Annotated in this window: 20 protein-coding genes; 8 read left to right on the top strand and 12 right to left on the bottom strand. The window is 45.6% G+C overall.

Annotated features, from left to right (window positions below; all coding sequences use genetic code 11):
* Window positions 1-2: 2 nt before the first annotated feature.
* The 5 genes from MHH48_RS01755 to MHH48_RS01735 all read right to left on the bottom strand — a co-directional run bounded on the left by MHH48_RS01755 (window position 3) and on the right by MHH48_RS01735 (window position 5,571).
* Entirely contained in the window at window positions 3-701 is a 699-nt protein-coding gene (locus tag MHH48_RS01755) for a sugar transferase (protein ID WP_076322565.1), read from the bottom strand.
* Window positions 702-715: 14 nt separating this feature from the next.
* Window positions 716-1,606, bottom strand: coding sequence for a UTP--glucose-1-phosphate uridylyltransferase GalU (gene galU, locus MHH48_RS01750; protein ID WP_076322566.1), 891 nt, complete (start codon window positions 1,604-1,606; stop codon window positions 716-718).
* 289 nt (window positions 1,607-1,895) lie between these two features.
* The gene (locus tag MHH48_RS01745; RefSeq protein ID WP_076322567.1) at window positions 1,896-2,540 is read right to left on the bottom strand and encodes a CpsD/CapB family tyrosine-protein kinase; all 645 of its coding nucleotides are present in this window, start codon (window positions 2,538-2,540) and stop codon (window positions 1,896-1,898) included.
* On the bottom strand, window positions 2,521-3,273 hold the full coding sequence (locus MHH48_RS01740) for a Wzz/FepE/Etk N-terminal domain-containing protein (protein ID WP_076322568.1): 753 nt from the start codon (window positions 3,271-3,273) through the stop codon (window positions 2,521-2,523). The genes MHH48_RS01745 and MHH48_RS01740 overlap by 20 nt, the downstream gene beginning before the upstream one ends.
* A 330-nt stretch (window positions 3,274-3,603) precedes the next feature.
* Window positions 3,604-5,571 carry a glycosyl hydrolase family 28-related protein gene (locus MHH48_RS01735; RefSeq protein ID WP_076322569.1) on the bottom strand — a complete coding sequence of 656 codons (1,968 nt, stop codon included), beginning with the start codon at window positions 5,569-5,571 and terminating at the stop codon, window positions 3,604-3,606.
* A gap of 241 nt (window positions 5,572-5,812) precedes the next feature.
* Here MHH48_RS01735 and MHH48_RS01730 point away from each other — a divergent pair, with 241 nt between their 5' ends.
* From MHH48_RS01730 to MHH48_RS01700, 7 genes are all read left to right on the top strand, one after another.
* Window positions 5,813-6,283, top strand: coding sequence for a VanZ family protein (locus tag MHH48_RS01730; protein WP_076322570.1), 471 nt, complete (start codon window positions 5,813-5,815; stop codon window positions 6,281-6,283).
* 84 nt (window positions 6,284-6,367) lie between these two features.
* Complete coding sequence (locus MHH48_RS01725; RefSeq protein WP_076322571.1) at window positions 6,368-8,317, top strand: asparagine synthase-related protein; 1,950 nt, start codon at window positions 6,368-6,370, stop codon at window positions 8,315-8,317.
* A gap of 16 nt (window positions 8,318-8,333) precedes the next feature.
* The gene (locus MHH48_RS01720; RefSeq protein ID WP_114149298.1) at window positions 8,334-8,459 is read left to right on the top strand and encodes a paeninodin family lasso peptide; all 126 of its coding nucleotides are present in this window, start codon (window positions 8,334-8,336) and stop codon (window positions 8,457-8,459) included.
* A 102-nt stretch (window positions 8,460-8,561) separates the two neighbouring features.
* A complete protein-coding gene (locus MHH48_RS01715) occupies window positions 8,562-9,485 on the top strand; it encodes an aldolase (RefSeq protein ID WP_076322572.1) in 924 nt (307 codons plus the stop codon).
* A 276-nt stretch (window positions 9,486-9,761) separates the two neighbouring features.
* Entirely contained in the window at window positions 9,762-10,436 is a 675-nt protein-coding gene (locus MHH48_RS01710) for a Crp/Fnr family transcriptional regulator (RefSeq protein ID WP_076322573.1), read from the top strand.
* A gap of 35 nt (window positions 10,437-10,471) precedes the next feature.
* The gene (locus MHH48_RS01705) at window positions 10,472-10,720 is read left to right on the top strand and encodes a DUF2892 domain-containing protein (RefSeq protein ID WP_339269546.1); all 249 of its coding nucleotides are present in this window, start codon (window positions 10,472-10,474) and stop codon (window positions 10,718-10,720) included.
* Window positions 10,717-11,106 carry a carboxymuconolactone decarboxylase family protein gene (locus tag MHH48_RS01700; protein ID WP_076322574.1) on the top strand — a complete coding sequence of 130 codons (390 nt, stop codon included), beginning with the start codon at window positions 10,717-10,719 and terminating at the stop codon, window positions 11,104-11,106. The genes MHH48_RS01705 and MHH48_RS01700 overlap by 4 nt, the downstream gene beginning before the upstream one ends.
* A gap of 124 nt (window positions 11,107-11,230) precedes the next feature.
* Here the strand turns inward: MHH48_RS01700 and MHH48_RS01695 are convergent, their stop codons facing one another.
* Both MHH48_RS01695 and MHH48_RS01690 read right to left on the bottom strand, forming a co-directional pair.
* On the bottom strand, window positions 11,231-11,452 hold the full coding sequence (locus MHH48_RS01695; protein WP_076322693.1) for a hypothetical protein: 222 nt from the start codon (window positions 11,450-11,452) through the stop codon (window positions 11,231-11,233).
* 161 nt (window positions 11,453-11,613) lie between these two features.
* The gene (locus MHH48_RS01690; RefSeq protein WP_076322575.1) at window positions 11,614-14,400 is read right to left on the bottom strand and encodes a glycoside hydrolase family 3 C-terminal domain-containing protein; all 2,787 of its coding nucleotides are present in this window, start codon (window positions 14,398-14,400) and stop codon (window positions 11,614-11,616) included.
* Window positions 14,401-15,222: 822 nt separating this feature from the next.
* Here MHH48_RS01690 and MHH48_RS01685 point away from each other — a divergent pair.
* On the top strand, window positions 15,223-15,399 hold the full coding sequence (locus MHH48_RS01685) for a hypothetical protein (RefSeq protein WP_179090628.1): 177 nt from the start codon (window positions 15,223-15,225) through the stop codon (window positions 15,397-15,399).
* Window positions 15,400-15,462: 63 nt separating this feature from the next.
* Here the strand turns inward: MHH48_RS01685 and MHH48_RS01680 are convergent, their stop codons facing one another.
* The 5 genes from MHH48_RS01680 to MHH48_RS01660 all read right to left on the bottom strand — a co-directional run bounded on the left by MHH48_RS01680 (window position 15,463) and on the right by MHH48_RS01660 (window position 22,172).
* On the bottom strand, window positions 15,463-15,882 hold the full coding sequence (locus MHH48_RS01680) for a DUF1259 domain-containing protein (RefSeq protein WP_076322576.1): 420 nt from the start codon (window positions 15,880-15,882) through the stop codon (window positions 15,463-15,465).
* Window positions 15,883-15,936: 54 nt separating this feature from the next.
* Window positions 15,937-16,356, bottom strand: a complete 420-nt coding sequence (locus MHH48_RS01675; protein ID WP_076322577.1) for a DUF1259 domain-containing protein — start codon at window positions 16,354-16,356, stop codon at window positions 15,937-15,939.
* A 277-nt stretch (window positions 16,357-16,633) separates the two neighbouring features.
* Complete coding sequence (locus tag MHH48_RS01670) at window positions 16,634-18,214, bottom strand: SagB family peptide dehydrogenase (RefSeq protein ID WP_076322578.1); 1,581 nt, start codon at window positions 18,212-18,214, stop codon at window positions 16,634-16,636.
* Window positions 18,215-18,267: 53 nt separating this feature from the next.
* Window positions 18,268-20,217 carry a TOMM precursor leader peptide-binding protein gene (locus MHH48_RS01665; RefSeq protein WP_076322579.1) on the bottom strand — a complete coding sequence of 650 codons (1,950 nt, stop codon included), beginning with the start codon at window positions 20,215-20,217 and terminating at the stop codon, window positions 18,268-18,270.
* Entirely contained in the window at window positions 20,214-22,172 is a 1,959-nt protein-coding gene (locus tag MHH48_RS01660; protein ID WP_076322580.1) for a putative thiazole-containing bacteriocin maturation protein, read from the bottom strand. The genes MHH48_RS01665 and MHH48_RS01660 overlap by 4 nt, the downstream gene beginning before the upstream one ends.
* Window positions 22,173-22,776 lie beyond the last annotated feature (604 nt).

Genomic DNA, 22,776 nt, shown 5'->3' with positions numbered 1-22,776 from the left:
ATTTAATAGGCTGAATTCGGGAAGACAATAATCTTTACCGTTCTAAATAAGACCTTTACATCAAGCCATAAACTTCTGCGCTCAATATACTCCAAATCTAATGCTAGCATCTCATGGAAGCTCAAATTGTTCCGTCCACTTACCTGCCATAAACCAGTACAGCCCGGAGTAACCCTCAATCGTAGCTTGTCATAATTAGTATATTGACTAACCTCTCTTTGAAGTGCTGGTCTTGGCCCTACAAGCGACATCTCTCCGCGGATTACATTCCATAACTGTGGTAACTCATCTATACTGGTCTTACGGATAAACTTTCCAAACTTCGTAATGCGCGGATCTTCTTTCATCTTGAACATTGCACCACTAATCTCATTCTGATCCAACAGCTCCTCCAGCAGCTCCTCAGCATTCGAAACCATTGAGCGGAACTTATACATGCGGAATGGTCTCTCATTCTTACCGATACGGGTCTGACAAAAAAAAACGGACCCTTTAGGATCCTCCAGTTTAATTAATATGGATATGATTAAGAAGAGCGGAGTTAGCAGAACAAGACCTATGAGTGAACAGGTGAAATCCATCATTCGTTTAATTATAAGATACAGAACTTTAGTTTTATTCTTTTCTAGAGCATAGTTTGGATAAACCGAGTTCCCCTCGAAAACAACTTCAATTTCGTTTCGTTGCGGAGTGGGAGACACTTACCTTCACCTCATTAGCGATTTATTTTACTAAGATATTCTCGTTCGAGAATGGCTTCCATACCTTGTAGCAACGGCTTCCGCAACTCATTATTCTGCAACGCAAAATCAATTGTAGTCATAATAAATCCAAGCTTTTCACCTACATCATAACGGACTCCCTCAAAATCATATGCATAGACACCTTGACTCACATTTAGCTTTTGAATAGCATCTGTCAATTGAACTTCTCCACCAGCACCTTCCTCCTGATGTTCCAGAAATCCGAATATTTCTGGCGTGAGTATGTATCTCCCCATTATTGCTAATCGGGATGGAGCCTGACCTACTTGTGGCTTCTCTACAAAATAATCTACTTCATATAAACGATCGAATCTTTCCAGTGGAGCTACGATTCCATAACGCTGTGTTTGATCAAAGGGCACGGTTTGAACACCAATCACTGATTTCTGTAATTGCTCGAACTGCTCCGCCAGCTGACGAATACAAGGTAAATGGGATTGGACAATATCATCCCCAAGGAGCACAGCGAACGGCTCATCGCCAATAAAATTACGTGCACACCAAACGGCATGGCCAAGCCCTTTAGCTTCCTTCTGACGTATGTAATGGATGTCTACATTTGATGAGCGGCGCACTTCATCAAGGAGATCAAATTTTCCTTTACTGAACAGATTATTTTCCAGTTCAAACGCATGATCAAAATGGTCTTCAATGGAGCGTTTTCCTTTACCTGTCACAATAATAATATCCTCAATCCCTGATGCTACCGCTTCCTCAACAATGTATTGAATAGTGGGCTTATCCACGATCGGAAGCATTTCTTTTGGCATCGCTTTTGTTGCAGGCAAGAAACGAGTTCCTAGACCAGCTGCAGGTATAATTGCTTTTTTTACTTTCCTCATTTTTCATTCACTACCCATCCCTGTATTATTAATACCATTGTTAAACAATTTCTTAAGTAGTAGAAAAGCCTAGCTATGCACTCTTCTCCCGGAAAAGAACATAGCTAAATTTTCTAATAAGGGCATTCAACCCGTCCTCACATCACACCCTCGACAATAATGTCTAAGGTCCCTAGGACCCACAGCGTGACCGAGTGCCTACAGTGAAAGAGGTACAGTAGACATTACCTTTGCTTCTATGGCTGTTCAGCCATTAGTCCTGAATATTCTCTTTAGTATTACTAAGGATTTACTTCGCTACTTTATTCATTACAATGCCTAACACTCGCGCATTTACATGATCCAACTGCTCTTTGGCCTTCTTTAAGTAATCTTTCCTCACCTTGCCTGCAGCAACGACCAATACAACGCCATCACATAACGCGCTAACGATGACACTATCTGATGTAGAAAGCACTGATGGTGTATCGATGAGAATCACATCGTATTGCTGTTTGAATTGTTCCAACAATTCACGCATTACTACTGAATCCATAAGTTCAGCCGGATTCGCAGGTACCGGTCCGGAAGGAAGTAACGATAAATGACCGTTGATCGTTTCTTGGATTGAATCTTGAACGCTTGTATGCCCTGTTAATAGTGTGCTTAAACCTTGATGATTGGGTTGGGAGAATACCCGGTGCAGCGAGGGCTTGCGCATATCGGCATCAATAAGAAGTACCTTTTTTCCTTCCTGCGCATAAGTAACAGCCAAATTGCTAATCGTAGTAGTCTTCCCTTCCCCTGATTGAGTCGATGTAACCATAAGGGTCTTCAATTCCTGATCTTTAGAAGAAAACTGGATTTTTGTTCGAAGCAGGCGATACACTTCCGATATAGGTGATTTGGGGTTCATTGATATAATTAGACTGCTATCATTGATTGATCGTCGCATATTGGCTTTCACCTACCTGAGTTTTTTGGATTACTTTCATTCTCGCGGACTTCTTTAGGTCTCCTTTACTCATCTTTCCAACAACAGCGAGCACAGGAACGTCCAATGTCTCGATGATCTCCGCTTCTGACTTCAGCGTATCGTCCAGATAGTCGAGTAGAAATACAAGTCCAATCGCCAGCATTAGCGAAACAGCTAAGCTAATTAACAAGTTCATAATAGGATTGAAATTGATTGGCGCTGGTGATGCTGACGTATCTGCCTCGCTCAAGATGGTGATGTTATCAACATTCATAATATGAGGAATTTGCTCCTTGAATACGGCGGAGACCGCATTTACAATCTCAGCAGCCTTAACATAGGATGTATCCTGATAGACCAGGTTCATAACTTGTGAATTGTTCGCTGATGTGACGGAGAACTTTGAAGATAATTGCCAAGCGCTCTCTCCTAAGTTAGGATATTTCTCGACAACCTTATTCATAATGGCCGATGATTTAATAATCTCTTTATAAGAATTAATTAAAAAAATACTCGTTTGGATCGTGCTTGCATTGAGGCTTGCTCCTCCATCTCCTGAAGACTGATTAACGATAAGCTTGGCATTCGCCGCATAGATCGGTGTTGTAAAGAAATAGCTTTTAACTCCTGTCGCAACCATTGCAACGATTACAATGGTCGCAATTAACCACCATTTCTTTTGCAAAACCCTAAAATACTGTTTAAGTTCCATTAGCTTATCCCCCCGCTAAAATTCTAAAAGTAGATGTAAATTGGACTATATACATCAATTATCTAGGTGCTATTTCGACATCCAGTTTTTCTCCGATATGTATAATTTATATCCCATAATTTACGATACAATTTGTATCATGTCAAGGTTATATTGTGTAAATACTTTAAGTTTGTGACGTTTTGTATCGAATTATTTTATTAAAGCGCTTACTTTAATCAGGACCAATTTTTCATTTCATGCTTTCACCATTATCAAGTCCCAAAAACATTAAAAAAAATAAGTATCGTTGGTCAATGATCAACGATACTTATTTTAAGATTATATGGTCTACGAGATAGCAGGATTAATCTTTAGTTGCCCATTTGCAATAGTTAACTGATATCTAATGCCTGTAGCGGAATCAGTTAATATAATCCCATTCCCTGACCCACCGATCTCCAGTGAATCTGTCATGTAACTATGTGGGTAAGGGGAGTACGCCCCGATATGATCCCACGTAACCATAACACCTGCAATATAGGTTTCACCTATCTTCGGTATAAAAGAAATGCTGAACTCATTCAACAAACCCGTCCTGCTCGCTAACTCCCTCCCCCGAAGATGCTTCCATCCTTTCTCCCTCCAGGTTACTGCATCATTGAATATATACTCCGCATTTTGAGCTGAAATACGTCCCATGGATTTATAGAAATTTGAACTCTCATATTCCGTTTCCAAAATAAAATACTGCATCGCTAAGTTCCGATTAGCATCTCCCTGATACGGTAACCTTTGCGCATTGAATTTTATTCTAATGCTTGGTGAATTGACTCCATCTGGGGTTACCTTCAAAATCACGGGATTGTGTCCAATGACCTGCTTTATTTCATTGCTAATAGGGATAGGCACTTGATCAGCAGTAACAAAACTAACGGAGCCGTTTGATACAGACCAATTCGATAACACTTCCGGATTTTTAAGCAGGTTCGGTGCCGAAACCGGCATCAGTGTTCGATGCTCTCTTTCCTGCATTCGTGATTGTAAATCATGTGCTCTGTATATTGGCGTTACTTTCCTCCGAATAACTGTATCCATAAACTCTAATCCAGACAAATCGGATTCCTTATCTCCGGTTAACGTATCAATATAGGCTGTCCCCATCGCACCCTGTGCTGTTGATTTCCTCAGTCTACCAAGATCGTCATTAAATATAGTCGGCGCAGTGATAGTTCCAAACCAAGCCGCATACTGCTGTTTCTCACTTGGCTTTTTCAGACTATCTGGCAATGGAAATTCCCAAGCAGAATTGCCCGAGTAATTTGTTACTGACCAGGAAAATCCGAATCCAAATATCCTAAAATTCATAGTTGAGGATTTGGTCAACAATTTTATTGCCGCTTCTCCGCATTGTTCAAATTGAGCATTTGTGTATATACCACTTAACCCCATAACTGATGAAGATCTATTGTAATCATCTAACCCACTGTCAATGCATTGATAAATAGCATATGGTGAAAATCCAAGATGCGTTCTATGAACAAGAGCATGGAAGCCTCCTCGATGTCCTGCTGTTAAGATTGTACCCAGCATGATTCCGCAGAACGCCCCAGATATACTACCGCCTTGATAAAAGTAATCACCAGAATTTATACGACAATATACGCCAATCAATCCACTCCAGGTACAGTCGTATGAAGATACATGCCCATTGGTGCTGTTAAGCAACTGCCCGACCTTCACACCGGAAGTTGCAATATTTCTAAATATTGGTGTCGCCGATCCTGCTACTTCAATTGCTGCAGTTCCTTCTGCAAACATGTCATATAAGCTTTGATCAAATAATTCTTTATTAATCCAAGCTGAAAGATTTTTCGAACTGTAGTTCGAAATTCCATAAACTGAGAAATCCTCGAATACAGCTTTTACTCCAGCTTTTCGTATTCTAATTAAAGGGAGTAAATCCGTTGTAGTATCAAAGGGATCCCAGATAATTCTAGTACCCATTTGTCCACTATCCATATAAGGGCCAACCCCATATATTCCACGACTGTTGTTCTCGATAGTTTGTCTGATTCGATACTCACCAGCAGGCACAAACAATTTATAACGCTTGTCACACATTGCCATTGCTGCATGGAATGATGCAGTGTCATCGGTCTTGCCATCACCAACAGCCCCGAACCACTTAACGTTAATACCACGGCTCTTCATTTCCTCATCAAGCATATCGAAATTGGCGCTTACATCTTGTGGAAGTATCGTATCCGTGGATGACCATTTATTCATCTTCATGTATTTCGTTTGTTGTTTGGCCATGCTCATCTCCTCCTTCTGATATAGTAGTGATTCAATTTCATAAATGCTTGATGAAGATACCCATCTGAAATTTGCAGCCTTCGCCCAATTTTGAAATCACAGCTAATTCGAAACTTGAAAACCATTTAGAAACTGCTATAATGTACTAACTTGTATGATACATTTTGTATCTATTTATGTTTCCTTTCTTCGATAGACATCTACAAATTTTTAATGCGATTTCATGAAAAGAGGCTCTGCTATGCGCATCGTTCTTACGATTATCTGGGCTCTTGCCCTGTTTATCTTCACTTGCTCCGTTAACTTCAATCTGCTGATCCAATATCATATTATTGATTTCCAGCTTAATCCCAATCCCGATTGGTCGGAATTGTTAAAGCTTGATTTCCAATGGGCTAGCCACGACTGGATTTTGCGGAAAATAGGTCATTTTATCGGTTTCTTTATTCTTGCTCTGCTCGCTTCGAATTTCGGTAAATATAAGTCGGCTTTTTATTTGTGTATCATCTACGCCGCCTTAACGGAGATCCTCCAGCTCTTCTTCTTCCGGGGTGGCCGGATCTATGATGTGATTAACGACGCCTTCGGTGTTCTCCTGGCTTATTTTTGCTGTCTCATCCTGTTCCGTAAAAGCTCCAGGCAGAAACGAAACGTTAATCTTGTTATTTCAACCAATTCCAATCATCCAAAACACGAAGAAAAAAAACATTGATACGTATTGTATCATGTTATATAATGACTACGATACAATAGGTATCAAGTAGTGATTGTTCTGGTCCAATTGGAGGAAATTCTTATGAGTGCTATTGCCGGTATTTATCGTTTTAATGGGGAAGCGGTCCAGTCGGAGCATGGCGGACTTATCATGGAGGCTTTGAGGCAATATCCGGCCAACCAAAGCAGGTTATGGAACATGAATCACATCATGTTGGGTTGTCATGCACAGTGGATTACGGAGCAATCCGTCCAGGAATGTTTACCTTACTACGATTCGAACCGGGGGCTTGCCATAACGGCTGACGCCATTATCGACAACCGCGATGAATTAATGGATCAATTGCAAGTGCCGCATCATCCAAGGCAACATATGACAGACAGTGAAGTTCTGCTCCTCGCTTATGAGAAATGGTCCGAACGAATGCCGGAACGGTTGGTCGGGGACTTCGCTTTCATCATTTGGGACGAGAGAAAGCAGCTTCTTTTCGGAGCCAGGGACTTCTCAGGCGCAAGGACGCTCTATTACCATCATAATGAGCAGCAGATCTGCTTCTGTACGGCCATCAATCCTTTATTTTCATTACCTTTCATACATAAAGAGATCAATGAAACATGGTTGGCTGAGTTTCTGGCAATCCATGGCGTTTTTGAACCACCAGACGTATCCACTACGATTTACAACAACATCCTTCAGCTACCGCCATCTCATAAAATCATCATTAAGAATGATAACGTATCGGTTACCCGATACCATAGCCTCTCGGATGTCATTCCTTTGCAATTGGCATCATCAGAAGAGTATGAGGAGGCTTTCCGGGAAGTATTCAACAAAGCCGTAACCGCACGGCTTCGGCGAACGAATCGAAATGTCGGAGCTCACCTTAGCGGAGGATTGGATTCAGGTTCGGTGGTTAGTTTTGCGGCCAGAGCGTTAGAGCATGAAAACCGCTCGCTACATACCTTCAGTTACGTGCCAGAAACCGGATTTGTGGATTGGACGCCGAAGCACAGACTTGCAGACGAGAGACCTCTCATTAAGCAAACAGTACAATTCGTGGGGAACATTAACGCACAATATTTGGACTTCTCCGGAAGAAGTGCTTTCACGGAAATCGATGATTGGCTTGACATCCTGGAGTCTCCATATAAGTTTTTTGATAATTCGTTTTGGCTTAGGGGCATTTTCGAGCATGCAGAACAACGAGATATCGGGATTCTGCTTAATGGAGCCAGAGGAAATTATAGCATCTCTTGGGGACCTGCGATCGAATATTACACCAAACTCCTGAAGAACCTCAAGTGGCTTCAGCTAACGCAGGAAATTAAACGATATAGCAGGAACGTCGGAGTGGGTCGCAGACGGCTATATTCCATTGTCGGTCGTAAAGCTATCCCGGTATTGAAACAGCGAAGCTCTTCAATCGCTTCCGGCGATTTCCCACAATTAATCAATTCCGACTACGCCAAACGAGTGGGTATTTATGAGAAACTCCATGACCTTACGTTTACGGGAATCGGCTCGACAGACGATCTGCCTGACGACCCCTTGGAAGCGAGAAGAGTGCATTTCGAAAGAGTCAACATGTGGAGTGCAACCGGTACAAGTAATTGTAAACTTTCTCTTCGTTACTCTTTATGGAGCCATGATCCCTCGAATGATCTAAGGGTTATCCGCTTCTGTTTATCAACTCCCATGGAGCAATTCGTTCAGAAAGGGATGGATCGTGCATTAATTCGTCGTTCTACGAAAGGCTGGCTCCCTGATTCCATCCGTCTCAACCATCGAACAAGAGGGATTCAAGCAGCAGATTCAATCCACCGAATGCTAAGTGACTGGCCTGTGTTTTTAGCAGAACTGGACCGTGTATCCCACGATTCCCGAATGCAGCAGATCATCAACATGCCTGTCATACACGATGCCTTAGCAGAAGCCCGCCAAGGGATCAGCCCGAATCAAGCCTACAATCCCGCCATTAAACTGCTTATGCGCAGCGTAATTTTGTATCGATTCCTACAAAAAAATTTCTGAAAGGAGGTGAATCTATATGAAAAAGGAATGGAGCGTACCTGCTTTGGAGGTTCTTGACATCAAAATGACCATGGCTGGTCCTGGTAGTGCGATTCCGGATGCAGTGCAACCGGATCCGGATGAAATGGTTCACACCAGCTAACATATAAAGTCATCATGTTCTGATAAAAAGAGCCCCTATACGCCTGATCGGGTATATGGGCTATCTTTTTTTATTCGCATATTAATCATTGGAGTGAGGACCATGCTTCAAACGTTTAAGCCAACCGCATATAAGGCCTTCGGGTTTTCCATCCATAGTGACATTCCCCTGCCTGAGTTACAGCCCGTCGTCCTCCCGGATGCTTTCGCCGATATTGTCATCCGTTATGCTGATCTGACCGAAAGATGGCTTGGAAGACCTGATAAGTCAAATAAAACATTCTTATGTACCAAAGATATGGTCATGTTCAGAGTACCTGAACTCGCTGTTTTTGCAATAGAGGGCGGGACGACCATTTCTGTCTCCCCAGAGAAGGGCGCTGCAGAGGATAAAATCCGGCTGTACGTGCTTGGATCTTGCATGGGCGCCCTTTTAATGCAGCGTAAAATACTCCCCCTGCACGGCAGTGCGGTAGTCATTGACCATAAAGCCTATGCCTTCATCGGCCACTCGGGACACGGGAAGTCGACGCTGGCCTCTGCCTTTCTGCAGAAAGGATATCAATTGGTAACGGATGATGTCATCGCTGTGACGCTGGATCAGCAAAATACTCCTTATGTAACGCCAGCTTACCCTCAACAAAAGCTTTGGCAGGAAAGCCTCGAAGTTTTTGGAATGGACTCCCGTCATTTCCGGCCCTTGTTCGACCGTGAAACCAAGTTCGCCATCCCCGTTACATCCCAATTCTCCAACAAGCCCCTGCCGCTGGCTGGCATCTTTGAGCTCGTTAAAACGGATTGCCGTCAACTGCATATACGTGCGGTTGATAAATTAGAGAAGCTGCCACTGTTGCATCGTCATACCTATCGAAACCAACTTCTATCCGGCAGCGGATTAACGAAGTGGCATTTTGACATTACGGCCCGCATGTCCGGCAGTATGGCTATGTACCAGATTCAACGTCCATTAAACGAACATACCGTGCACCAGCTAACGGCCCTGGTCTTAGATACCATAAGTGAGTAATCGTGAACTTCATGAGTCGTTTATCTAATCATCCTGCAGCCCTCAAACACCCTCCATTACATATGCCCCTCATTAAGAATCCCCAAACGACAGGTTTGGGGATCATTTCACTATTCCACAGCTCAGCCCCGACAAGCCAAAGCCTTTGTCTGCGTTACACCCTTTCACTTTCCCTGAAATCACATAAAATCACCATCTAATATTAATTAGGCCTATAATGAGAGTTAACCATATCCAGGTTTACGACGCTGAATTCAATTGTAAAAGGAGCCCCCTATGAATCCCTCTGAAATTGATCGAATAATCGCTATTCTCCCTTTCCTGTCCACGATTCCGCATCGTGATTGGCAACACGCTGAGCTCGTGTCCATAGACCCTTCTACTCCGCATAGGATTCAAGAGGGCCATATGCTGCAGCATGCGATGTTTATGGTGAAGGGAAGCGTCCGAATTCATAAGATTAGTGAGCAAGGAAGAGAAATTACCTTATACCGAGTCCAAGGCGGGCAAAGCTGCGTGCTCATGATGGCAAGTATTCTGGGAGAATCGGAATATGAAGCCTCGGCTTCAATTGAAGTGGAAAGCGAAATTTTGCTTATTGCGGTAGGCGTATTTAGAGAATGGATGGATCATAACAAACCTCTTAGACAATTTATTTATCAGCAATTTGTGCAGAGAATAACGGCCGTTACGAACCTTCTCGAGGACATTGCATTTAAACCGATGAACTATCGACTTGCCCATTTTTTATATACGAATACGAATGACGATCTAACAGCATTGAAGATCACGCATGAACAGTTAGCCGTAGAGCTAGGAACAGCCCGGGAAGTCATTAGTCGAATGCTAAAGGACTTTCAAAACCAAGGAATCCTGTCGCTATCCAGAGGGAATATCCGAATCATCGACCGATTCGCTCTGGAAGAGATTATTCAGCAATATCGATCGTGACTTAGTCACGGAAAAGAAATCGATATCCCGCTAAGATGGAGTTAATTCCAATGATGCGGAGGTATGATATGAAAAATGTCGGCGGTATCGACCGGTTATTCCGGTTCATTCTGAGTTTCCCTCTTCTGTTTGTTCTTTTTTATCTAGATAGTAACTGGAGGTACATCGGTCTGATCGGGCTAGTTTTATTGTTTAATGTACTGACTCGAATCTGCTTCATCAACCGTATTTTCGGGATCAATTCCTGCCGGATAAAGAGAGGGACAGGTGAGAGACCGCTATGACCCATTATTACGACTCTTCCAACTTAAAGAAAATTCCCGAACTCATGCAGCTTGCTCCTGAGGCCTCCGCCTCTTTTCTAGCCTTTGAAAAAGACGTCTACCAGACACTCAATCACATCCCGCTAAAGACAAAAGAACTGATTGCCGTGGCCATCGCCCATGTTACAGGTTGCCCTTATTGCATCGACGTTCATGTGAAGAAATTCAAACAATTAGGCGGTACACGAGAAGAAATCCTTGAAGCTGTATTCGTAGCAACGACTACTCGCGCAGGTGCCATCCTTAGTCACGCCACCCATGCATTAGTTGCATATGACACCACAACAACTTCCCCAGACGACGCGCAGCAAAATGAACCTCCAGATCAACCTGAGTGTTTTTGTTAGCACTGTTCCTAACGACTTGATGCATTAATAAGTATGTTCCTGCTTCAGAACATGAAGAAGACACTGGCCTGCGGTCAGTGTCTTTTGCTGTATGGGGGATCTTCTGAGCTGTATCATTTACACTTTAAGCATCCAGCGGGAGGCTTTCAATAGCCGTGAAAAATACGTCCAGCAGCTCTTTATCAAATGTTTGTTTTACGTAATCCGATATTCGCGCTAGCTCTTCCTCGCCGTTATATTCCAGGCATGCACGCCCTTCACACCATAATACCGTACAATGAAATCGTTGCTTCACATGCTCAATAACATAGTCTTGTTCCACACATTCACGGATTGCTGCTGCCAAACGTCTCACACCCTTTCATCTCTTTAAGTTCTTGCATCACCCTTATTATTCAAATTTCAAATATTTCTTCGATGACATTCGTCACACATATTGGATATCAGTAGGAAAAAAGGGGTATCCAAAAGATCCTAGATCTGTTGGATACCCCTTTGTTTCTAAATTTACACCTGTTTAAATTCAATCCAGTCGATCTGCAAGCCGGGCTTGATGAAATCCAGCTTCATCTCATAATAACCCGCTTCCAGATCTACTTTGACAAGCTTCTGTCTGATCCATCTGCCGTCGGTACCATTCGTTTGAATCGTGGTCACCGGTTGGTCGTTCAGCGTTACGTTGCACGCGCTTTGGGCCAGTTCGGATTCCGGAGACATAATGCGCACAATGATCCGGTACTCGCCGGATGCTTCCACCTTCACATAAGTCGACCCCGCTGCAACCGGCTTTACTTGCGTGCTCTTCGATAAAGTTTGTGCTTGTTCCGGCGCGAGAGAAGGAGCGGATTTAAAAGTACCTACGGCTTCCTCGATCACCTGTTTTCTTGAAAATACCGGCGCATGCATCAGGAACCGACAAATGTTCATGGCGCTACGCTGTAACTCTCCACGAGTCAGCGTACCATTTTCCAAGGATGCCAAGGTATTGTCTTCCCATGCATTGATTTCCGCACCGTAATTCATAACCACCATGTAGAGATCATTTTGGGCGCGGACCATCCAGTTCGTGTTTTTGCGATCGGCTGGGCCTCCGTTCACTACGTCGTTCATAATGGCCCACCAGTCGGTCATCACGATGCCCTGGAATCCCCACTCTCCCCGTAGAATAGTGGTATTCAAATCATAATTGGAAGCCGCCCAGTGTCCATTGATCGGGTTATACGAGGTCATGATGGAGTTTGCCCCGCCCTGCTTCACCGCGATTTCAAAGCCTTTCAGATAAATTTCACGAAGGGCGCGCTCGGACACAACAGCGTCGACTTTACTGCGATGCTTCTCCTGGTTGTTGCAGGCAAAATGCTTCAGGGTGGCATTGGAGCCGCCCTTCATAATCCCGCGTGTGCATGCAGCAGCAAATACTCCCGAGATCAGCGGATCTTCCGAAAAATATTCAAAATTACGTCCATTCAGCGGGCTGCGCCGAATGTTCAGACCCGGTCCAAGTAAAGTATCAATGTTGTAGCTGAGCAACTCTCGGCCTTCCATAACATAGAGCTCTTCGACCAGCTCGGCGTTCCAGGTGGCCGCAAGCAGGGTTCCAATAGCCACCTGCGTTGCTTGCTGTCCGCTGTCCATCCGAATCCCGGACGGCCCATCCGCCGTACAAGCCACCGGAATTCCATAGTCCAGCAAACTGTCGCTCACGCCGCCAAAAGCCGAGGCCGTTCCCGCCGTAACCAGCGGACTGCTCATGCCTTCCCCTCTGACGATCACCGCCAGATCTTGATCGCTTAGTTGAGCGATAAAGGCTTCCAAACTGACTTTTCCCCCATAAACGTCCCTTAAGGTATAACCTCGATTGCCCGTTTGCTCCAAGGTAAGCGGTAGGTTTTGGTGAATGCGCTCCTCCATGTTAATCTTGCGCTGCGGCACCTCTGTATATGTCAGTTCGTATGAGCCGTCTTCCTTGCGACTGCCCGGCTTCATTCGGGTGAAGCCTTCCATTGGCGCCATGGCTTCCTGCAGCTGCTCCACAACTTGCAGCGTTTCTACAACGTAACCATCTTGGCCATCCAAACCGATAGGCTTCACATTTTTCACGCTGGTTCCCACAAACAAACGGTAGGTTCCGGCCTCCAAGACATAAGCGGAAGCCTGTCCCGTCACATCGGCGTCATCATAGGAAGCCATGGCGTGGACCGGGAAGCTGATCGTGAGCGTCTGCGAATCCCCCGGCCCAAGCTCCTGCGTCTTTCCGAATGCCGCCAACACTTTGGCAGGCTTGCCCAGGACGCCTTGCGGCGCTTCGTAATAAACTTGCACAACCTCTTTACCTGTATAGGTGGTCCCGATATTTTTTACGTTTACTCCGATTTCAACGTATTGCGCTCCCTCTCTAACCACCAACCTGGCTTCTTGTGGCTCGATTTCAAACGACGTATACGACAAACCGAAGCCGAATTCATATTGGACGGCAGCGGGTCGAAACGTTTCGAAAAAACGGTAGCCGACATAAATATCTTCTTGATAAACATTCTTGAGCTCGTTGCCGTAATTACGGGTCGATGGATAATCCTCGATCGCATAAGCAATCGTGTCGGTTAATTTGCCGCTTGGCGTCACCTCGCCAACTAGTACGTCCGCAATCGCGTTACCGCCTTCCATTCCACCGTGCCAAGCATAAATCACAGAGGAAATCGGGTGCACATAACTATCATCGCGCATCCAGCTCATATCGATAATGTTGGACACATTCAGGACAACAATCGTGTGCTCGAAGTGCGTTGTCACCTGCTGCAGCATCGCTTTTTCTTCAGACGTTAACTGGTAACTGCCCGGCTCATTGGCATTATCCTGGTCTTCACCGGCTGTTCGCCCGATGACAACAATCGCCTTATCGGATGCCTGTCTTGCTGCGGATACCAGCTCATCGGTCAGAGGCATTTCTTTCTGATGCCACGGTTCAGCCGCCCAACCGCCGCCGCCATTATCGAAAGGGTTTTGTTCAATCCACTGTTCATAGGCAGCTGCCAATTGTTCGTTGACGGTGATGTTCTTCTTATCCCGAAGGCCGCCGAGCAGATTCGTTGTATGGGAAACATGAACGCTCCCGCCCGAACCCGTACCACTGCGGTAATAATTAATTTGCGTTCTGCCAAAAACAGCAACGGTTTCGTTCGGTTGAAGGGGAAGCACCTGTCCTTCATTCTTTAACAATACGGCACCTTCGGCAGCGACCTTTCGGCTAAACTCAGCAAAGCCTTCCAAAGGAGCTCCCATTCTCTGTGTACTCAATATATTCCCTCCCGTTTGCTTTCTCCTGTATCCAATTGATAATGAAGAAAGATTAGTAAATGCCTGACGAATTCCAACATTAGGTATGAGGCATCTATGTACTATCATAGTAACAAATTCTGTATAGGAATATGTGAAAAAGTCTTGAAGTTGCTGAAAAGAGTGCAGTTTCGGTTGAGGGATCATACAGATAATAATTTGTCTATTGAATAAACACAATCGTTGAGGACTAAAAACGGGTATGATAAGATAAGAATAGAAATAAGGACGGTGTGCCAACCGTCCTCAGTACAACATCTTGAGTGGAATCCCCTCCAAGATCATGTGTGATCAGAAAGTAACCCACTTCGGCGACAACCTAAGAGTGGGTTACTTTCGTTTATCGATGTAAGTTAGCAATGCCAACAGGAATAACCCGAAGGTAAGCACTTCACCAAACGAAATGTTCATCGCATCACCTCCTTTCGGAGGTTGCGCCCACTCAAGGTGTGTTGTACATTCCAAATTATAGCATATAAGCCCTGAAATTTCGGGGCTTTTTCTATCGCCCATAAACCATGACAATCCTCTCAAATACAATGACTTGAAGGATAGCATCATACCGTGCAATGAAATCGCTGCTCTATGTGCTCAATAACATAATCTTGTTCTTCAAATACATTTATTCTTGAGTTCAAAGATAAAACGATGGCTTTCATCAATGGTGTATCGGTGGAATAGAATCCTCATGCTCTCTGTAAATATACGACACGTATATCCACACAACGGCCAGCACATAATAGACTTTACAACCCATACCAGTATACAAGGAGGATCTTTCAATTGAGCACAAACCAACCAGACAAGAACCTGATCAACACGGTGGAACAACTGGCAGAGACACCCGTGAACAGCCTGGAGGCCCAACAGCAACAGCAGGCCCGCAATGATCGCCGGAAACAAGCGCTGCATGACAGCGACGGCAAATATAAGGAAAATGAATCCAAGAACTATCATTAGGGGAGTAACCTCGCAAAAAAGCGACCGATCATGGTCGCTTTTTCTAATGATTTTATTGGATAATTAACCCAAGAACGCAATGGAACGCTTTACTTTTCTTGCAAATGCAATGGGATCATCGATGGACTCCCAGTGAACATACATCAGGCGGGGATTTTCAAACAACCAGTGATTGTGGACGGCTGTTACTTTAATCCCATTTTTGCGAAGATTCGACAGCAAACGGTTCACTTGGCTTTGGAAGAGGGCCGTTTCCCCCAAACAGAGCGCGCGACCGGAGCTGTCCAGCGATTCAAACGAGAAGAGTTGGTAACGGACCAAAGGGGAAGTGGTACGTCTGCCTAAAATAGATGCCTTAATTATTCTATTTCTGGAGACAAAACAAACCGGGCCTTTTGTAATTTCATGCTCCGTTCCGCCTAAAATACTTGAGAATTGGTCACATAATCTTCTAAAGCGAGGACTTGCTTTCACTTCCGCCATACGAAATCATCCTCTCATGAAATGATAGAAATACACCCTGATATTTCAACTGCATTAACCCAAGAATGCAATGGATTCTTTGGTTTTTCTGGCAAACGCAACCGGATTGTCAATGGATTCCCAATGCATATACATTAAGCGAGGTTGTTCTTTTAGCCAGTGATTATGAACCGCCGTTACTTTTATCCCACGTTTACGGAGATTCGACATTAATCGATTCACCTGGTTTTGATGTACGGCAGTCTCACCCAAACAAAGTGCGCGGCCTGAATTATCAAGCGATTCAAACGAAAACATTTGCATTTGAACCAAAGGGGAACGCGTTCTTCTTCCCAAGATCGACTCCCTTAAGTTCGTCATCCGCGTGACAAAACAAACCGGACCATCTTCAATTTCCGATTCGCCGCCTAAGATTCTTCCAAATTGGTTGCAAAGCCTCTTGAATCGTGGGCTCACTCTAACTTGCTCAGCCATGATAAGTCCCCCTTAAATCGTATTCTAAGTATCATATGATCGAAGGAGAAAATAGTATTGGACCAATAACTTATATTGCATGAATAAAAACACATTTTCTAATCCTTTTTCTACGCAGATTGGCGACCAAGCGAAGACATCCACATTAGTCTAAAGTAACTATGTGTCAAAACTAAAAGAGCGCCTGACACGGCGCTCTTCGAATGTTTTCTAACTATGTCTCATTTGCTGTTCCTAAACGACCATAATATTCACAAAAGCTTTAACCCATACTCTTCTAGCCATGCAACCCTCCCGTTAAGCGGGGGCTATGACGATAGGGTCCTACCGGGATTTGGATTAGGCTGGTTAATCCTTGCGAAGTCATCTTGTAGATCTCATCACATAATCGGGCATCAAATCCGAGGAGCGGATGTCCTCCTAACCCGATAGCTGATGCTGCTAACAGTAAACGCTGTACAAGCATCCCTGCTTCCATCTGTTGGATGCGGTATCCCCTATATCCCATCGTTGTTGTAAGATGATCCTTGTCCCCTGCTATATGAAAGCATAGCGGTACTTGGAAGAGGTTCACATTATCGGAAGGCATTCCTTGCTGCAGCTGGAGCCGATGATCCCCATGACGTATCAATCGTAACGCATGAGCAGCGCTGTCATAATGGTAAGCACCTTCTGGAATACCCTCAACGTTATACAAACAGACGTACAGCGAGACGCGGGAAACGGAGTTCTCATGGTCCACATCCAAATCATTCCAATACCTGAAGGAAGCCGTGGCCTCCCGCAGCAGTAAGGCCAGCTTCTCCTGGCTTACCTTACTCATCATAAAATCACTGTCCGGCGAATACCGCCTTCGGCTTACTGACGCCAGATCATACAACAACCGATTCACATGGGGCAGAGCCACCACTTGATCTTCGCAGTGAACGATTTTCTCTTCCGCAATTCGCGGTATCGACTGAAGTGATTCGAATAGGGATGCTTCGTTCATTTTGATTAACATCGGAAATTCCTTGACCCTCCGGGACCGGACGTAATGATCATGCTGAACCGTTGGCAACTCCCGGCATAATTCGATGGCAGAGACACCCTCCTCTTCCTCATTTCGATTGGCAAACCAAGAGATCGCAGGCTCCACCGACAGCGGAATCACCGCATACACGCTTTCCTCTTGTTCGGATACCCCAAGAAGATGATTCACGGCTCGATCAAGAAACTGGAAATACACCCCCGATTCAAAGCCAAACCGTTTAGTTACCTCCAAGAGCTGCCCGATCAGCGCACCCGCATCAAGTCCTTGCAGGCGGTAGGAAAAGTTATTGTATTTAAAAAAGTTTTTCCAAAACATGCTCGATACAAATACAGCACCAAAACAAGCCGACTCGTCATAGCGATTACCCAGAGCCCTGGCTAAATAGAAATCGAAGTCGCCTTCTCGCAGCAACACCAAACGATGATGTGCCACATCATAATGATATACCCCCGAAGGCAAATCCTCTATTTTTAGATACACGTATAATTCATTCGGATATAACGCTCCCCCGGAGGGAGCAAACCGCCGGTACAGCTGCAGCAGACCCATTGTTTGCACCATGGAATTCGATGCAAGGACGGACTGGGACAATTGAGTGAGCCCGAATACGTACCAGAGAAAATGACCCATCAGGCGAAGGTCGGGCTTTACTGGCGTTTCACCACCTTCGAGCGTCAGCGGTACTTCCGGAGATAACGGAACCACAGGCAAACCGCGATAGAGCTTATATGCAAGCGGTCCGTCTTCCCAATCTACCACCAGGTCCGGCGGTTTAGTCTTGTCAATGTCATAATGTAGATTGTGCAGAAACGCTTCCAGACTCATCCCTGTTCCTCCTTATATGAACGAGGGTGGTCAACCACGCCACGTTTTTATACCTATGGAAATGGATGCGGATATGGATTGAGATCTTCTAGCTCAAGCGGTCCCTTTACGTACCCGAGTTCCACAGGTACCCGGAGCACCCGCTGAAGCCCTGCCAGGCGCGTAAAGTGATGTCCAAATGTCATCGGCAGCATCCCCGGGATCAGCACTTTCACGCAATGCAGCCCATTTCGATTAATTTCCGGTGCGGTTACATCCACCACGATCACATCGAGATTGAGTCGGTGGAATGCATTAAGAATGTCCTTCAGGTCATCCGTTAAATCAGTATGCCTATGCCTTTTCCCCCGCTCGAATTCCTCTTCAAACGTTCGCAGTGGGCGATTCTCATCCAGCAGAAATTGCAGGCGCTCCTGCGCTTGCGGCAATCCGTAAAGCAGTGAATGATCCTCCATCTCCTGTACTAGGGATGAATCATGGAACATTCGAACATATACTTCCCGGTTTGCATCGAGTTTCTCGTCAAGCGACTGTAACATGCCGGCCAGCTCGTGAACCGCACTTTTCACAGCCCGTATCGGATCCGGATGAGCTCCGGCTGCACAGATGAGATTCACTCCTGTTTGTTTCCTGTTTTTCGCCACTCCCCACACGCTTGGAATCCCATTTTCCATCGTCGAGTTATAGAAATGCACATCAAACCCCGCCACTGCCTGTAAACGATCGATCATCAGTCGCAATTCTTGGTCATTAGCGGAGTTTAGGTCAAGGCGCGGGAGAGGCAACTGCCCATACCAAGTCATCAGAAACGAATCCCGCTCCACCACTTCCAATATGCCGTAGAAGATAGCCTCCTCCAAACTTCCGCCTAAAGCGCACCCGTTGGAACTTTCAAACACAAAGTTGTGCCCACAGCCCATGCTGTAATAGGCGAGCTGCTCCGGAACTAGAATCGGACGCTCTTGTAAAAACGAATAGCCCCATACCCAATGGATCGGGTGGTCAGGATTAAACCTTGTGAACGGAGCCCCTGGCTTGGCATATTGCTCCTCCGTATGCACCCCTACTTTAACAGGGTCAAGCGCTTGATCTTTCAGGTTGCGGAAGCTGCCATGGACTACCGTCCGTTTGCTTCGGGGTGCCAGACCGCAGTACCGCTCCAAACCCTCCAATATAGCGGTCAACTCACTTGCCGCATAGGAATGAGTCCGGCCTGCCGTTCCCACATCCTCTGTGAACAACGGCAGATTCACACTCACATCGGCAAATGGTGATTCAAGGTTTACCATTTTCCCATTCAAAAAGCCGGTCCGGTAATCCAAATAGTCTTTGGTCAAAACTTTACTTAACTCATCCACCCGGCGGCATCGGTAACTATCTGCGCTAATCTTCGGGCTTGGTTGCAGCGAAATATGGGCTGCTGTCGATGAATCATCAGGTAATTGACTACAAACCGGACACAGCGGGTCAGGGAGAATGAGGTGAAGTGTGCTCTCCATCGTTTTCAGGTTGATCAAAAACACCTTCCCAGCCGATTGAACCGTTTTGCCTTGTAACACCCTTCGTGTCTCTTCTACCAACAAGTAAGCGACCTGCAAAAGTCCTGTACGTGACGCCCATGCATCACTCGGCATCCCCCCATGTGTTACCAGCCTCTGCTGCAGCTCCCGCATCTCCTTGCGTTCACGTCCCGCCATCAGGCGCCGCGTGTCTGCACACTGGGAGCAACCTTGAGTACCCGGACGAACCAACGGTCCGATCACGCCTTCACCAAATGCAACGAAGCCGCGCAGCCAAGGGATGCCGGCCGGCTGCAGCACCTCTTCTGCCTTTTGATGAACGTAAGGATGCCAAGCATCGTGCAACACCAGAACCAAATCCACCGTTTCAGGTACTCCTGCCTCGAAATCGATCTGACGAACGATCTCAAATTGGGTTGACAGTTCCCCATACACGCAGTCTGCCAACACCCCTTCTCCAACAATTACAATGACAGCGCTCATCGGGATCCCTCCTCTTGCAGCACCACACCAAACACCCCTGCTATTTCCTCCTTCAAAAACGGTTCTACCGTTAGATCGAGGGCCAAGAGCCTCTTACTGTTCCGATTCAAAACCTGCAAGGCGGACTGTAGAACCTCTGGTTGTAACGTTGTTTCACATGCAGGGATCTCGAGCCTTATGGGTACCTGTTCTTCCAAATGCACGGATGAAAACGACAATGCTTGCGATTTGAGGCCATCCGGTTGGTTTTGTGCTGCTAGCAGAGCCTTATGTAATGCCTTCCGCAAAGCCATTGTCACATTTAAGCCTACATTGCCATACCAACCATCCCTCGTACCGACCCACACCACAGGAAATCCGGACACTTCCTCTCCCAAGGCGATCAGTGGCTCTCCCTTCATTGTCGTCAATGCCTGCAAATAAAAAAGACAGTGTTTATCTTCTACCGCACCTAACTGTACCCGGGAGACAAAAGGCAACTGATACGCGTGCTGCTGACCCAGTACTTCCTCCAAACATCTTTGCAACCCTCGGCAAATGCCTTCCGCAAACGTTTCTCCTGCTCCTATGCCAATAAACTCTTGCGTTTCCATCCTGCTGTCCTCTACTCCCTGATGGGAGGGCAGCGTAGAAACAAGCAAATCGGCCATTCGCGACACATATGCTTCAATCCCAGATAGCCCCGCTTCCCGCCGCGCTTCCTCATGCGTCAGATCGGAACAGATCATGTCAGGCAGCAGCCCAGCCGGTCCTTCTGATAGCGGATCGATTACCTGAACGCGACACTGAGAGAGTGGCAGCTGTTTTAGATCCCCCTCCTCCCAAACATGAAAAACCCCTGATTCCGCCGATGTCAATCGGTTGAAGTAAGGAATCAATCCGTTCTCACTTTTGCTCGATCTCCGTTCAAGCTGAAGATCGAAATCATGAATCCATTCAGGTGCGCCAAGTCCGGTCACAAGCGGATGAGGCATGAACGAATGCCACTTACCTTCCAAAGTCTCCAGATCTAACAGATAAAATCGATTATTCTGTTCCGAATCGTCCGCTCTCGTCATCTTTTTAAATAATTCAAACACGATCACATTGGCCAACATCGCTCCTGCTGTGGAAGAAAAGGTGTGCAGTTGCGGGTCTTTAGAAATCGCAGATTGGTGTATGCGTCGCCATGCCGACTCCCAGCATCCCTGGGCGTCCGGATGCACTAACGGCCCCGCCAGACCTACCTGTTGCAAGCATACAGCAGAAAGAAACACCTTCTTCTCCTCCCTGCAAGCGACATGAAGAGCTTGAAGTTCCTTGATATCCTCCTCCCGTGACACGAACAAAATCGAATCAAACGGCCTTACAACCTCCCGCCAACAACGCGCCTCCTCCTTCTGCAAGACAACCTCCTCTATTGCCACCTCGGAGTCCGTTTTACAGGCATGTGCCGCCAGTTCTGACATCCGTTGCCGATCCGTCGAATCTGAACCCGAGACCAAGACAGAAAAATTGGGCAATCCGGATTCAAGCAGCGCAGAAATCGCCGAGATCAAAAATGGACCAGAACCGACCACCAATACTTTGGCCTGACGATAGGACTGAAACCGATACGCACCCGAATCACCGAAATGATCCAAAAACTCAATTTGAGAAGCATACTTTTTGAGAACCTCTTCTGGTAATTGATGTGGAGCATCTTGACTCACATCCCGAGCAAAGCCGTTACGATACAAAACTTCTGCAATTTCATATACTTGGTTTCGGTGTTGGTTCGGCAATCCGTCTGTCAAATCCCCCAATCTATACTCCCCATTGAATATCGGTATCAGCTTTTCAATCCATTGATCGATCGCCTCTCCATCCATGCGGAACGAGCTTACATTGTTTCGAAAATACACACCGCTGGAATCAGGGAGAAAAAATGTATCTCTTTTCACCTTTAGACGCATCGAGGGGTTCAAATTTGTCATTCTATTCCTCCTCCGTAAGCTTCTCAATCTGCCCCTACACTTTATAAAGAATCTTATGTACAACTATTTGTCCCTCATGTCTGTAACGTTTAAACTTCTGTCCTTTCGTTGCCAACTCAAAACACCCCCTAAATTAGATTAGATTAACCAGGGGTTCCTCTAATATCTATTTTAGGGGGGACACATCAAACTGGTTCAGGAGCCTTTCTCTTTTCATTAAGTAGCCACTATTCCCGTTGAAAAGTTAAGCAATAATGGGCAAAAACATTGCCTTATCGTCCTCCACGGTGACAGTGGTGACAGTTATGACAATTATGACAGTTATGGCAGTTATGGCAGTTATGGCAGTTATGACAGTTGTGGCAATTGAAGCAATTGAAACAATTGAAGCAATTAAAACAACTGAGGAAGCATAGACGAGCCGATTGTTCGTTTTGAGCGTTCCAAGGAGTCATCTCACTCGCCTTAAATTTGGAAACATTCAATTTCGCTAAATCATTTTGGAAATCATTCATAATCTTACCTCCATTTTTAATAAATCGTTTTGCTGGCAGCATAAACTCCAATTTAATACCCATGACAACATATGAATCGAGTTCCGCTC

Source organism: Paenibacillus sp. FSL F4-0100 (assembly GCF_037993005.1).
Taxonomy (GTDB): domain Bacteria; phylum Bacillota; class Bacilli; order Paenibacillales; family Paenibacillaceae; genus Paenibacillus_AQ.
This window is presented reverse-complemented; position numbering and strand designations above follow the sequence as displayed.